Origin of the sequence: Bifidobacterium longum subsp. longum JCM 1217, assembly GCF_000196555.1 — a bacterium.
GTDB classification, from domain to species: Bacteria; Actinomycetota; Actinomycetes; order Actinomycetales; family Bifidobacteriaceae; genus Bifidobacterium; species Bifidobacterium longum.
In genome coordinates, this window is sequence record NC_015067.1 from 2114574 (window position 1) to 2127706 (window position 13133).

Sequence of the window (13133 nt, forward strand, 5' to 3'; positions counted from 1 at the left end):
ATGTGCCGACTCCGTGAAATGCACCCCAGCCGAACTTTGATCACCGTGCACAACGGATCCCATACCCCCCGTCGAATCAAACCGATAACGTGATCTTCCTCACATTTGCCGCCACGGTGTTCTCCATACTTCTACGCTACGATTCAGGGCAATGGCATCAGACGCCATGGCCACAAGCAAAGGAGCATTCATGACCACAGTCGCCGTCATCGGCTGCACGCACGCCGGCACGTTCGCCACCACCTCGATTCTCGCCGAGCACCCCGATTGGACCGTCCATGTTTTCGAGCGCAACGGTACGCTGTCCTTCCTCTCCTGCGGCATCGCCCTGTGGGTGGGCGACCACGTATCCGACCCGAAGAAAATGTTCTACTCCTCCCCTGCCGCTCTGGCCGAAGCCGGCGCGACCATGCATATGCGCACCGACGTGACGTCCGTGGACCTCGACGCCAGAACCCTCACCTACCGCGCGCTGGACGAGGCCGGAGACCCCGCCGAACAGACCCTCGCTTTCGACAAACTGGTCGTGACCACCGGCTCGCGCCCGGTCATCCCGCCGATCCCCGGCATCGACAGCCCGCATGTGCTGCTGTGCAAGAACTGGGATCACGCCATCGCCATCAAGGAAAAGGCGAAAACCGCCAAGTCGGCAGTGGTGATCGGGTCGGGCTATATCGGCGCGGAAATCGCCGAGCAGTTCAGCGTCACCGGCGTCAAGACCACGCTGGTCGACGGCCTTGATCGCCCGCTGGCCAATAATTTCGATAAGACCATCACCGATCAGGTGGCGGCCGCGTTCGAGGAGCACGGCGTCACGCTCGCGCTCGGCCAGAAGGTGGTCGAGTTCCGCGACAATGACGACGACACCGTCACTGTGGTCACCGAAAAGGGCGAGTACACGGCCGAAATGGCGATTCTGGCCGTCGGCTTCCTGCCGAACACCGACCTGCTCAAGGGCAAGGTGGACATGCTGCCGAACGGCGCGATCGTGGTCGACGACTACATGCAGGCGTCCGCGCCGGGCGTGTACGCCGCCGGCGACTCCGCCACCGTGTTCTACAACCCCACCGGCCAGCACGATTACATTCCGCTGGCCACCAACGCGGTGCGCCAGGGCCTGCTGGTGGGCCGCAACATCGAGACGCCGACCGTGAAGTACATGGGCACGCAGGCCACGTCCGCCGTGCAGCTGTACGATCTCTCGCTCGCCGCCTCCGGCCTGACCCGCGCCGGTGCCGAACGCCGCGGGCTCACGGTCCGCGAGACCTCGCTCACCGAGGATTATCGCCCGGACTTCATGCTCACCACCACCCCAGTCACGTCGATTCTGACCTGGGACCCGGAAACCCGCAAGGTCAAGGGCGGCCAGTTCTGTTCCAAGGCCGATATCTCCGGCGCGGCAAACGTGATTTCCATGGCGATTCAGGCCGGCTTCACCATCGACCAGCTCGCCAACGTGGACTTCCTGTTCCAGCCGAACTTCGACAAGCCCGTCTATTACGTGGGTGCCGTGGCCATGAAGGCGGCGGCTGAGTAAGACGGCTGTACTCACCGCAAAAAGAAACCCCGGCGTGATGGGCGCCGGGGAGAGAAAGGAGAGAAGAAGAAGAAGAAAGAGGTTAAGTTATGCAGCTTGTTCGGCCGTGATTACATATAACAACACCAGTTTCAATGCAACGTGGGCACTGGCTGGGAATTGTCTGGGAATCACGGCCCGTACAGGCTGTTTCTTGTTTTGGAGCCGATTTACCGGCTCGCCTTGATCTTGTGGGCCAGCTCGGCGTCCCACATCGCGCCGGTTGCGGACATCACCGAATCCGCGCCGGCGTTTCTGTATGCCTGATAGTCGGCCGGCGAAACCACGCCGCCCACGCCATTGATCTTGAAATCAAGACCGAGCTTCTCGCGGATCGCGGCCAGACGGGCGACCATGTCGAGGCCGGCACCACGAATCGCATTGCCACACACGCCGGAGCGATCACGGCCTGCACCGGGCAGGGCCTGATTGCCATTGGCATCGACCAGTTTGGCGGAAATCGTATTGATGGTGCTGAATCCCTGCACAGTGCCGTGGCCCACGGTGGAACGCACCATGAGTTCAAGGTCGCCGTCGCTGGGGATGTAGGCGAGCTTGACCATCAGCGGGATGTCGCCGATCTCCTGCTTCACGGCCTCGGTGATGCGGCCCACGAGCAGCGGATTGTGGCATAGCAGGCGGTTGTGGCCCTCGTTGGGGCAGCTGGTGTTCATCACCATGAGCTTGGCACCGGTCTCCTTGACCAGGCGGGCGGTAGTGGCATGGTCGGCGATGTATTCCTCCTCGCTCATGCCCTCCACACGCGAGCCTTGGAAGCTCGGGACCAGCACTTGACCGGGACCGGCGGCCTCGATGGCGGCGCGCATGTCCGGCTGCCAGACGTCAGGGCTCTGCGAGGGCACACCGAAGCTGTTGGAGATGGAAATCGGCTGTTCATAGTTGGTGTCGGCCAGCACGCCTTCGTCCAGTTCGGCGCTGCCCGGCGTCAGTGAACCGTCCGCCGACTTGGGGTGTACGGCGAGCACGTTCGGGAACGGGTTGCAGCCCCAGGCGCGCGAACGCACGGTTTTGTAGGTCGCCAGATCGAAGCCCATGCGGAAGGCGGCCGTGGTGAAGCGGCTGTTGAGCAGCGGGCCTGCGGGAATGCCGAAAGGCAGGTTGACCGGCTGGCCCAGGAAGGAGGCCGAGGCACCCTCGCTGGTGGTTCCGGCGGCATCGGCACCGTTGCCATCCTTCAGCGCCTCGGCGAACGCGCCGAACGGCCCTTGCTCATAGTTGTCTTCGTAGCTGCGGCTGACGTCGTAAAACGGCTCAAAATCACTCATGCTTCAACGATAAGCCAACCTACATGCGTACACGCACACTCAACCCACCATCGCGCCGTCAAACGAAATAATGGCGAAAGCGGCATTGGCTACCACAAAGATGATGAACGTCGGAGCTGCCCAGCCAAAGTACGTGTCTGGAATACTACGATTCGTACGGTGATATTGGCGCAAACTTAAATAGTGCAAACACACCCTAGAAGAGATAGGAGGGAATGGCACTTTCTCGCGTTGTTGGTGGAAGTATTTGGGATGCTAAGCGAGTTGCCGCATTGGAACCAGACGATTGCGTGAAGTGACCCTATACGTAAAAGGTCTCACTGGCGAGAGCCAGTGAGACCTTTGTCTGATGCGATGCGAGCGACCCAATAATCTCAATCAGACACAGAGCCAACGGCCCTGGGCCTGCAATTATGGACTCGCCTTTCGGCGAGGCTCAATGCTGGCCTCGCTGCTGTCGCAGCTCGGCAGGCCGATCGCGGCTAAATAATGCCGCGATCGGCCAACGGCCCTGTCCAGTCTGCGTCCTCAGGCTCGCGGGCGGACTCGATTCTTTCTTCGGCCCAGTGTTTGGCGGGGATGGTCTTGGGCTTGAAGGGAAACTTTTCGGCGCGCATCTTTTCGTAGGCGGCGATGTCGTCCTCGTGCTGCAGCGTCAGATCGATATCGTCGTAGCCGTTCATCAGACGCCAACGCACGTAATCGTTGACCTCGAACGGCAGGGTCACGTCGCCGCAAGTGACAGTGCGGGTCTCCAGCGAGACAGTCATCTCACGACCAGGCTCTTCCTCCAGTAGCTTCCACAGGAGTTCGACGGACTCCTGCGGCATAATCGCGGCCAGCACGCCGTTCTTGGCGGTGTTGCCGTAGAAGATGTCGGCGAAGCTCGGCGCGATGACCACGCGGAAACCGTAATCGTGCAGCGCCCACACGGCGTGCTCGCGGGAGGAGCCGATGCCGAATTCGGGGCCGGCGACCAGAATCTGGCCCTTACCGGCGTATTCCGGCTTGTTGAGCACGAAGTTCGGGTCTCGGCGCCATGCGTAGAACAGGGCGTCATCGAAGCCGGACTTGGTCACGCGCTTCAAGAACACAGCGGGAATGATCTGGTCGGTATCGACGTTGGAGCGGCGCAGCGGCACGCCCACGCCGGTCAGTGTGGTGAGTTTTTCCATAACAATTTTCCTTTCGGGGATCTCTCCCCCAGTCAGTCTTCGACTGACAGCCCCTCGTCAGAGGGGGCTCACGTGTATTGACTCAGAGATCGGCGGGAGACGAGATTGTGCCGCGGATGGCGGTGGCGGCGGCTACGGCCGGCGACGCCAGATGCGTGCGCGAGCCCTTGCCTTGGCGGCCCTCGAAGTTACGGTTCGAAGTGGAAATCGAGCGCTCGTTCGGCACCAGCTTGTCCGGGTTCATGCCCAGGCACATCGAGCAGCCGGCGTTACGCCATTCGGCGCCAAAGTCCTTGAACACCTTATCGAGGCCTTCCTTCTCCGCCTGCAAACGCACGCGGGAGGAGGCCGGCACCACCAGCACGCGGTGGATGTTCTCGGCCTTGCGGTGGCCCTTCATAATCGCGGCGGCCTGGCGCAAATCGTCGATACGACCGTTGGTGCACGAACCAATGAACACGGTGTCCACGGCGATGTCCTTGATCGGCATGCCTGGCTTCAAACCCATGTATGTAATCGCACGTTCGGCGGCGGCGCGCTTGGTGGCGTCGGCGATCTTGCCCGGCTCCGGCACGGCGGCGGTGATCGGCAGACCTTGGCCGGGGTTGGTGCCCCACGTCACATATGGACCGAGCTTGGTGGCGTCGATGTCCACCACCTTGTCGAATACGGCATCGTCATCGGTCTTCAGCGTCTTCCAGTACGCCACGGCCTGATCCCACAGCTCGCCTTCCGGCGCGTGCGGACGGCCCTTCAGGTACTCGAACGTGGTCTCGTCCGGCGCGATCATGCCGGCACGCGCACCGGCCTCGATGGACATATTGCACACGGTCATACGTTCGTCCATGGTGAGGTTGCGAATCGCCTCACCACGGTATTCGATCACGTAACCCTGGCCGCCGCCGGTGCCGATCTTGGCGATGATCGCCAGAATGATGTCCTTGGCCGTCGCGTCCGCGGGCAGCTTGCCGTTGACGTTGACGGCCATGGTCTTGAACGGCTTCAGGGACAGCGTCTGTGTGGCCATCACGTGTTCGACTTCGGAAGTGCCGATGCCGAACGCCAGCGCGCCGAACGCGCCGTGCGTCGACGTATGCGAATCACCGCACACGATGGTCATGCCCGGCTGGGTCAGGCCCAGAATCGGGGCGAACGCGTGGACGATGCCCTGATCGGCGTCGCCCAGCGGGTGCAGGCGCACGCCGAACTCCTTGCAGTTCTTCTCCAAAGTCGTCAACTGCAACGCGCTCGTCTCATCCGGGTTCGGGCGATCGATATCAACGGTCGGCGTGTTGTGATCCTCGGTGGCAATGAGCTGATCCACGTGACGCGGCTTGCGGCCGGCCAAGCGCAGGCCCTCAAACGCCTGCGGGCTGGTGACCTCATGCATGAGCATCAGATCGATGTACAGCAAATCAGGGGCTCCGTCGCTGCCCTTGCGCACCAGATGATCGGCCCAGACCTTCTCGGCCAGTGTCGTTCCCATAGTGATTCCTCCAAAAAATTCCGCGCGAGGCATTGTGTTCGCGCCTTGTTCGTGGTATTAGCCTATGTGCTTGCGATGGGCCCGGCCATGAGCATGCCGGATATTGAGATACGGTCAAATGATGGCCTCAATATGACTCGGACCCGACTCGAACATGACCTAGTCATGACTCGGTTCCGCTCCAGACATGTCTCTTCGGCATCCACGAACGCCCTTTCAACTTCATGGCCACCCTGTGAGACACTTCCCCAATTTGCCATTTCACTATGTGAGATGGCATAATCGCCCTTATTATGACTGATTCCCGGGAAGAACCATTGAACAACAGCTTGACCGAGTCCGAGCCGGTTGAAGACACCACCGCCAAGGACGATGGGGAAATCCATTCCGGCGTTGGCGTCCTTGATAAAACCGTAAAGATTCTTGACGCACTGGAATCCGGCCCGTCTACGCTGGGCCAGCTTGTGGCCGCCACCGGTCTCGCTCGACCGACCGCACATCGTTTGGCTATTGCACTGGAACGCCACCGTTTCGTACTGCGCGACCAGCATGGCCGATTCGTACTCGGCTCCCGTTTCGCCGAACTTGCCGCCGCAGCAGGCGAGGATCGTCTGCTGACCGCCGCCGGCCCGATCCTGCAGACCCTGCTCGATCGCACTGGCGAGTCTGCGCAGATTTACCGCCGCCAAGGCGATCAGCGCGTGTGCATCGCCGCTGTGGAACGCACCTCCGGCCTACGTGATTCCATTCCGGTGGGTGCCATGCTGTCGATGGAAGCCGGTTCCGCCGCCCAGATTCTTCTGGCTTGGGAGGATTCCGACCGTCTGCACCAGGGATTGCGCCACGCCAAGTTCACCGCCACCAAGCTGGCCGCCGTACGCAAGCGCGGCTGGTCCGAGTCCGTGAACGAACGCGAAGAGGGCGTGTGCTCGATTTCCGCCCCGATCCGCAACGCCTCCGGCCAGGTCATCGCCGCCATCTCGATTTCCGGCCCGACCGGCCGCATGGGTGCCGCCCCCGGACGCCGCTATGCGCCGCTGGTGATGGCCGCCGGCAAGTACCTCACCGAGGCACTGGTCAAAGCCGTTCGCTGAAACATACCAGTCAATCCAACCGATAGCCCAACCGGCAGAAATCCCGCGTCACAACGAAAGAGACGCGGGATTTCTGCCACTAATACACAGCGGAAGGCCACCGAAACCTCGAATACTTCGCGCCGCTTTCCGCCTCTATCAGGAACAGTTACCTGAATAAACCGGGTTACCTGAATAAACCGGACAGTTGACTCCATAGCGACGGCTTGCGCAGCAAATCATCACCCTCGCCCTCGCCAGGCGCGGTTTGGTTCACCGCATAGGTATAGGCGCGTTTGGAACTGGGCTTGCCCACCAGTTCGCCAAACTCCAGCAATTGCGTACGCGGCTCGTAAGGGTGACGGATATCAAATTCGATCAATCGCGTGGCACGTTTGGCCGGAGCCGGTCCGTACGTATTGAATCCGCAGGTTGGCGTAGCGATAAGCAACAGACCCTCATGTTCGCCGACGAAACCGTTGCGATGATCATGACCAGCTACGACGCCGAAATACCCCTCGCGCAGCAATTCGAATTCGCCTGACGTATCAGGGCAGGATATGCCTTCTCCCAAATATCCGCCGGGCTGGGTTTGCAATTCGTCCAGCACGTAGTAGGTATCGGCGTGCGAACGATAGCCCTGCATGGCAAACGCCGCGTTGGCCGCCACCGGCTTCAGCACGTTGTAATACTCGGGCATCGGCATGTGCTGGAACACCATTGATTTCGCACCGATACGGTCGGGCACGGCGTTCAGGAAGGCGAGCGCTGCGGGCGATGGTGCGCCGAAGCCGCCGCCATGCACGTAATCGCCGGAGTCAAGAATGACCAGACCCAGCACATTGCGCGTATGGTCAACGTCCATAACCGGCAGCGCGAAGGTGCCTGGTTCACCGGAACCAGTGGCACCAGACAGCGTCTGCACAGCACCACCCGCTCCACAGGTGTATGCAATCTGGTTCGGCAAGGTCTCACTCGGCGGATTGACACAACCGGGGAACTCACGATAGATACCGTCCAGTTCCGCATTGCTTAGCCCGCATTGGAAATCATGGTTGCCATACGTCACAGCCCACGGAATGCCGCGCGCCGCCAACGGCTCAGTGAACTGGCCAATGGCCTTGCGCACCAGCGCTCGGGTATGGTTCAGCGCGGATTCGGCAATAGGTTCGTCACACCAGCGACGTTTACGGAATGAATCGGCGAACGCCGGATCGTAGCCGGCGATCTGGTTGCCGGAGAAAATCACCAGATCAGGCCGTGTGGCATCAAGGCTGGCCTCAATCAGGGTGATGGTGTCTTTGGAGACTTTCGGCCCATCCTGAATGTCGGCAATCTGCAGCACGCGGAACTTGCCGGAATAGTGGAATTGCAGTCGTCCGAGACGCGCAGAGATAGAGACCGGACGGCCGTCTTCGGCATCGGCCGGCTTGATACGAGGTTTCGACGACATCCCCTCTGGCGTACGCTGTGTTTCCGTCATGCCCTCCACTGTACACACAAACGAAAAGGCCCGCCGGAGCGGGCCTTTTCTACAAGTTCAACTACTGGAGCAGAATCTCTGCACAACATCATCGTTGTAACGGTAAGTCTTTCCAATGCCCGTCCAACGTAACAGTCCTCGTGACCATACACTATTTGTGGGCTCTGCTCTGTTCAGTTGTTCTTGTACCTCATAATCTATTCATCACTCCCGTTTCTCGCAACCTGCAGAGAGTCGTTGTGCGTTTTTTATCACAACTGTTCAATCGCACTTTCTGGCTATCGGAAAACGAGCTGAACCGTTCACATCGAACCCGTCCGATGTTCGATTTCGTTCGTTTCACCGCCGCTCACGGCGTGTCGCGAGCGACGCTAGCACACTCAAAACCAACCAACACCGAACTAACATGAACACCCGTTGAATTCTGGCGCGTTCAGTCGTTTTCCGGCCACGCCAAAGCTTACGATATAAGCTATGGCACAGATATTTGACGCACCCTCGAAGGCAATTCTGCGCAGCCAAATCGCAGAGCATATTGCCGAAAACGACAACAACGACCGCCGCGTCGATCAGGAAGGCGAGGCACCGCTGCCCAAGGACCGTTTCTTCGACCGCGAGCTCAGCTGGCTCAAGTTCAACCAGCGCGTGCTCGAATGTGCGGAGAACGAAGACATGCCCCTGCTCGAGCGCGCCAACTTCGCCGCGATCTTCGCCTCGAACCTTGACGAGTTCTTCATGGTCCGCGTCGCCGGCCTGAAGCGCCGTATCGACTCGGGCATCGCCGTGCCGTCTGCCGCCGGCCTGAGCCCGCGTCAGCAGCTGCGCGCGATCAGCGAGACCGCACACCGTCTGCAAGACGAGCACGCACATTACACGATCGACACCATTCTGCCGGAATTGGAGAAGGAGCGCATCGTCCTGCTGACGTGGGACAAGCTCACATCCTCCGAGCAGGAGCGCCTCTCGCGCTACTACCGCCAGCAGGTGTTCCCGGTCCTGACGCCGCTCGCCGTCGACCCGGCCCACCCGTTCCCCTACATCTCCGGCGGCTCCATCAACCTGGCCGTGATTGTGGAGAACCCGGCCTCCGGCAAGTCGCACTTCGCCCGCGTCAAGATCCCGGGCAACCTGCCGCGCCTGGTGCCGGTGGACGACATGACCGACGAGGAGTCCAAGGACGAGCGTTACGGCTTCATCGCCATGGAAAAGCTCATCGCCGCGCATCTGGAATCCCTGTTCCCGGGCATGATCATCAAGGAAGCCCGCTCCTTCCGCGTGACTCGTAACGAGGACATCGACGTGGAAGAGGATGACGCCGAGAACCTGCTCAACGCCATGGAGAAGGAGCTGCTGCGCCGCCGCTTCGGACCGCCGATCCGTCTGGAGATCACGGACACCACTAGCCCGTTCCTCTCCCAGCTGCTCGCCGACCAGCTCGGCGTGAGCCAGGACGAGGTATACCGTCTGCCCAGCCCGCTGGACCTGACCGTGCTCTTTGAGCTCGGCAGCGTGGACCGCCCGGACCTGAAGAACCGTCCGTTCGTGCCGACCACGAACCGTCAGATCGCCGAGGTCGAGTCCTCCCGTGCGCAGGACATTTTCGCCGCCATCCGCGAGCGCGACATCCTGCTGCATCACCCCTATGACTCCTTCTCCACTTCCGTGCAGGCCTTCCTTGCGCAGGCCGCCGCGGACCCGAAGGTGCTGGCCATCAAGCAGACCCTGTACCGCACCAGCTCCAACTCGCCGATCATCGACGCCCTGATCGACGCCGCTCATGCCGGCAAGCAGGTGCTGGCTTTGGTGGAAATCAAGGCTCGTTTCGACGAGGACGCCAACATCGCGTGGGCCCGCAAGCTCGAACGCGCCGGCGTGCACGTGGTGTACGGCATCGTGGGCTTGAAGACCCACTGCAAGCTCATCGAGGTCGTGCGTCAGGAAGCGGACGGTCTACGCCGCTACTGCCACGTAGGCACCGGTAACTACAACCCGAAGACCGCGCGACTGTACACCGATCTGGGTCTGCTGACCTGCGACCCGGTGGTCGGCCAGGATCTGACTCGTCTGTTCAACCAGCTCTCCGGTTACGCGCCAAAGTCCAGCTTCCACCGTCTGCTGGTGGCCCCGCGCACCGTGCGCACCGGTCTAATCCAGCGCATCCGCCGCGAGGAGGACGCCGCCCGCGCCGGCAAGGAGGCCTGGATCAAGATCAAGGTCAACTCCATCGTGGACGAGAAGACCATCGACGCCTTGTACCGTGCCTCTCAGGCCGGCGTGAAGATCGACATCGTCGAACGCGGCATCTGCGCTCTGAAGCCCGGCGTTCCCGGCCTGTCCGAGAACATCCGCGTGCGTTCGATTCTCGGCCGCTTCCTGGAGCACTCCCGCATCTACGCCTTCTGCAACGCGGACGGCCCGCAGATCGGCGAGGGTCCGGCTTCCGGCCCGGAGGTCTACATCGGTTCGGCTGACCTCATGCACCGTAACCTTGACCGCCGTGTGGAGGCTCTGGTGCGTGTCACCGCCCCGGAGCAGGTCGACGGGCTCATCAAGTACGTGGACCTGCAGATGGCCGACTCCACCATGAGCTGGCACATGCAGCCCGACGGCACGTATGTGCTGCACACCAAGGACGACGAGGGCCGCCCGCTGGTCGACAGTCAGGAATATCTGATTCGCAAGCACCAGCGCCGCCCCAATTCGCACAACTGATTTCATTCGATGCTCCCTGTCAGCACGAGCTGACTGAGGGTGGTTACGATGCCCGGCTCCTCTTTCGAGAGGATGCCGGGCATCGTTGTTCAGCGCGCAAAAACTACGTAGCAGCGGTCCAACGTGACCTACAATACAAGAGATGGGTACGAACAGTATGAGACGAATCGTGGAAGCCGCCGGCGGTATTCTGTACCGGTGGAAGGATGATGCCGAGCCGACGCGGGCATCATCTCCATCAGTGAAATCCAATATTGCCACCGATGGCACCATCATCGCGAACACCACGGATTCTGACGGCGAGACCACGGCAGCACCCGGCGCATCGGACGCGGCTTCCACCCCGGACCCGGCGCAGGCCGACAGCCCAGCCACAGCGGACAACGTACTCAACCGCATCGAACTGTGCGTCGTGCATCGCCCGAAATACGACGACTGGAGCTGGCCGAAAGGCAAGGTCGACCCGAACGAATCGCACCGGCATGCCGCCGTACGCGAGATCGGCGAGGAATCGGGCCTGCCCGTGGAACTTGGCCCCTATCTGGGCGACATCGAGTACCCGCTGTCCGAAGAAGGCAGCAAACAGCGCCATACCAAGGATCGGTCGGCGGATACCAAGCATATCCAGTTCTGGATGGCCACGCCGATCAGCGCCATCGACAACCTGCGGCGTACCCATGCGTTTGGCCCGGTGCATCGGGCGGACATCGGCGAAATCGACGAAGTTTTGTGGCTGACGCCGGCCGAGGCCCGCAAGAAGCTCAGCCATTCCACCGATAAGGACATCCTCGCGCTATTCGTTGATCGGGTGCAGGAGGGCGCGCTTGACGCCGTGCCGGTGATTATCGTGCGCCACGGCAAAGCGGAAGCGCGCAAGCTGTGGAAGGGTTCGGACGCGAACCGTCCGATCACGCCGCGCGGCGCGGCTGCGGCATACGCGCTGAACCGCGAGCTGGCGTGTTTCAATCCGACCCGACTGGCCACGTCGCCTTGGGTGCGCTGCCAGGAGACGTTGGAGATGTTCGCGTGGCAGACCGGACGAGACATGGTTCATCTCGATCCGCTCACCGAAGATGCATACGCCGCTGCGCCGGACACCGCATGGGAGTGTCTACTCAGCGAAATCGAGTTCGCACTTGAGCGCCGTCAGCCCATAGCGATATGCATGCACCGGCCGGTGATTGGTGGTATGTTCGGACACCTGCGCAGCATGTGCGTTGCGCCGTCTCTGAGCAAACGCCTGATCGCCAAGACACCGTTCATGCCGACCGGCACGGCGGTGGCGCTGTTCGTCACTCCGACGCCTCATGGTCCCAAAATCATCGATATTCAGAAGGTTCAACCGCTTGTCTACTAGACCCGCATTCCCTGATTCATCCAACTCCTCGGCCGCTGCCGCCGCAGCTCATGCCGCGCACAATGGTGCCGCCGGCAGTCTGGGCCCAGGCTTCGGCTCGTTGCGTGCGGCCGGAGCGGCATTCGGACCTGCTCGCATGGGTTCTTCGCGTCCTTCGCGCCCGGCTCAGCTCGACCCGGCTGTGGCCGATGGATTGGCCGGCGGCATGGACCCGCAAGCGTTGAGCGAGATGAGCCATCTGTCCGCTGCCGCATTGCTGGATCGTGTGCGCCATAGCGAAGACCCGGCGGTTGTCGAGCGGGTGCTCACGTTGGTGGAGACGGTCGGCGTGGATGAAATCGCCGAACTATGGAGCGATGCTGAGCCGGATTCGCTGCCTGGTGTGCTGTGGCGACTGTATATGTTGCGTACGTGGATGCGATCGAATCGCGACTCAATCGCGCATCTGTGGCGCTTGGGTGAGCCGGTGGCCACTACCGCCTCCGCCATCGCCGGCGTGGATCAGGCTCCCAATGAAGATGACATCGTGCGATTGGCCGATTCGATTCTCTCCGGTGCTTTTGTGGGCGATTTTGCCGTGGCGCTTGAGCGTGCGGCGGCGTTTACCGATGTGGTGGCGTTGGGATTGCGCGTGGAGGCGCGGCGCATGGTGACCCGGGCCGAGGCCAACGGCGGCTTCTCCTCGGATGTCGATGAGAAGGCCGTGCGCACCAAAGCCGCCCGCCTTATGCACACCGCCGGCAGCCTCATGGCCACCGCCAAGGATTTCCAACACGGTGCCAACCTCTGGCGTCGCGGACGGTTGGAGTAACCCCGCTCCAGGCTCCCTCTGATGAGGGAGCCGTCACGGGCGATGCCCGTGACTGAGGGAGAAACCCACCGACCGCACCCCAACAATCAGCTACCGCCCAACACCACCCCTTCCCCGGCGCGGCGAGACCTATCGCAAGCTATACTAAGTATCCGCGTCGGACCGTGCTTAAGC

9 protein-coding genes are annotated in these 13133 nt (G+C 61.5%); 5 read left to right on the forward strand and 4 right to left on the reverse strand.

The window, feature by feature from the left end:
• Nucleotides 1–190: 190 nt before the first annotated feature.
• Nucleotides 191–1537: an NAD(P)/FAD-dependent oxidoreductase gene (locus BLLJ_RS09120; RefSeq protein ID WP_007053081.1), complete on the forward strand. Its 1347-nt coding sequence runs from the start codon at nucleotides 191–193 to the stop codon at nucleotides 1535–1537.
• A 209-nt stretch (nucleotides 1538–1746) separates the two neighbouring features.
• Here the strand turns inward: BLLJ_RS09120 and BLLJ_RS09125 are convergent, their stop codons facing one another.
• From BLLJ_RS09125 to leuC, 3 genes are all read right to left on the reverse strand, one after another.
• Nucleotides 1747–2862 carry a beta/alpha barrel domain-containing protein gene (locus BLLJ_RS09125; protein WP_013582950.1) on the reverse strand — a complete coding sequence of 372 codons (1116 nt, stop codon included), beginning with the start codon at nucleotides 2860–2862 and terminating at the stop codon, nucleotides 1747–1749.
• Nucleotides 2863–3344: 482 nt separating this feature from the next.
• The gene (leuD, locus tag BLLJ_RS09130) at nucleotides 3345–4037 is read right to left on the reverse strand and encodes a 3-isopropylmalate dehydratase small subunit (RefSeq protein ID WP_007053083.1); all 693 of its coding nucleotides are present in this window, start codon (nucleotides 4035–4037) and stop codon (nucleotides 3345–3347) included.
• A gap of 82 nt (nucleotides 4038–4119) precedes the next feature.
• Entirely contained in the window at nucleotides 4120–5523 is a 1404-nt protein-coding gene (gene leuC / locus BLLJ_RS09135; RefSeq protein ID WP_013582951.1) for a 3-isopropylmalate dehydratase large subunit, read from the reverse strand.
• Between the two features lie 293 nt (nucleotides 5524–5816).
• On the opposite strand from leuC, the gene BLLJ_RS09140 reads away from it, so the two are divergent.
• A complete protein-coding gene (locus BLLJ_RS09140; protein WP_010081262.1) occupies nucleotides 5817–6617 on the forward strand; it encodes an IclR family transcriptional regulator in 801 nt (266 codons plus the stop codon).
• A 166-nt stretch (nucleotides 6618–6783) separates the two neighbouring features.
• Here the strand turns inward: BLLJ_RS09140 and BLLJ_RS09145 are convergent, their stop codons facing one another.
• Nucleotides 6784–8079: a metallophosphoesterase family protein gene (locus BLLJ_RS09145; protein ID WP_013582952.1), complete on the reverse strand. Its 1296-nt coding sequence runs from the start codon at nucleotides 8077–8079 to the stop codon at nucleotides 6784–6786.
• A 474-nt stretch (nucleotides 8080–8553) separates the two neighbouring features.
• Here BLLJ_RS09145 and BLLJ_RS09150 point away from each other — a divergent pair, with 474 nt between their 5' ends.
• The 3 genes from BLLJ_RS09150 (at nucleotide 8554) to BLLJ_RS11205 (ending at nucleotide 12959) form a co-directional block, all read left to right on the forward strand.
• A complete protein-coding gene (locus BLLJ_RS09150) occupies nucleotides 8554–10791 on the forward strand; it encodes an RNA degradosome polyphosphate kinase (RefSeq protein WP_011068706.1) in 2238 nt (745 codons plus the stop codon).
• Between the two features lie 157 nt (nucleotides 10792–10948).
• Nucleotides 10949–12148 (forward strand): NUDIX hydrolase, encoded by a 1200-nt coding sequence (locus BLLJ_RS09155; protein WP_016507753.1) that lies wholly within the window; start codon nucleotides 10949–10951, stop codon nucleotides 12146–12148.
• Complete coding sequence (locus BLLJ_RS11205) at nucleotides 12138–12959, forward strand: hypothetical protein (protein WP_013582954.1); 822 nt, start codon at nucleotides 12138–12140, stop codon at nucleotides 12957–12959. The genes BLLJ_RS09155 and BLLJ_RS11205 overlap by 11 nt, the downstream gene beginning before the upstream one ends.
• The last annotated feature ends 174 nt before the right edge of the window (nucleotides 12960–13133 follow it).

Excerpts from the sequence above, each read along its gene's own strand:
- BLLJ_RS09120 (WP_007053081.1), top strand. The coding sequence starts at position 191 with ATGACCACAGTCGCCGTCATCGGCTGCACGCACGCCGGCACGTTCGCC.
- leuD (WP_007053083.1), bottom strand. The coding sequence starts at position 4,037 with ATGGAAAAACTCACCACACTGACCGGCGTGGGCGTGCCGCTGCGCCGC.
- BLLJ_RS09125 (WP_013582950.1), bottom strand. The coding sequence starts at position 2,862 with ATGAGTGATTTTGAGCCGTTTTACGACGTCAGCCGCAGCTACGAAGAC.
- BLLJ_RS09140 (WP_010081262.1), top strand. The coding sequence starts at position 5,817 with ATGACTGATTCCCGGGAAGAACCATTGAACAACAGCTTGACCGAGTCC.
- BLLJ_RS09145 (WP_013582952.1), bottom strand. The coding sequence starts at position 8,079 with ATGACGGAAACACAGCGTACGCCAGAGGGGATGTCGTCGAAACCTCGT.
- leuC (WP_013582951.1), bottom strand. The coding sequence starts at position 5,523 with ATGGGAACGACACTGGCCGAGAAGGTCTGGGCCGATCATCTGGTGCGC.
- BLLJ_RS09150 (WP_011068706.1), top strand. The coding sequence starts at position 8,554 with ATGGCACAGATATTTGACGCACCCTCGAAGGCAATTCTGCGCAGCCAA.
- BLLJ_RS09155 (WP_016507753.1), top strand. The coding sequence starts at position 10,949 with ATGAGACGAATCGTGGAAGCCGCCGGCGGTATTCTGTACCGGTGGAAG.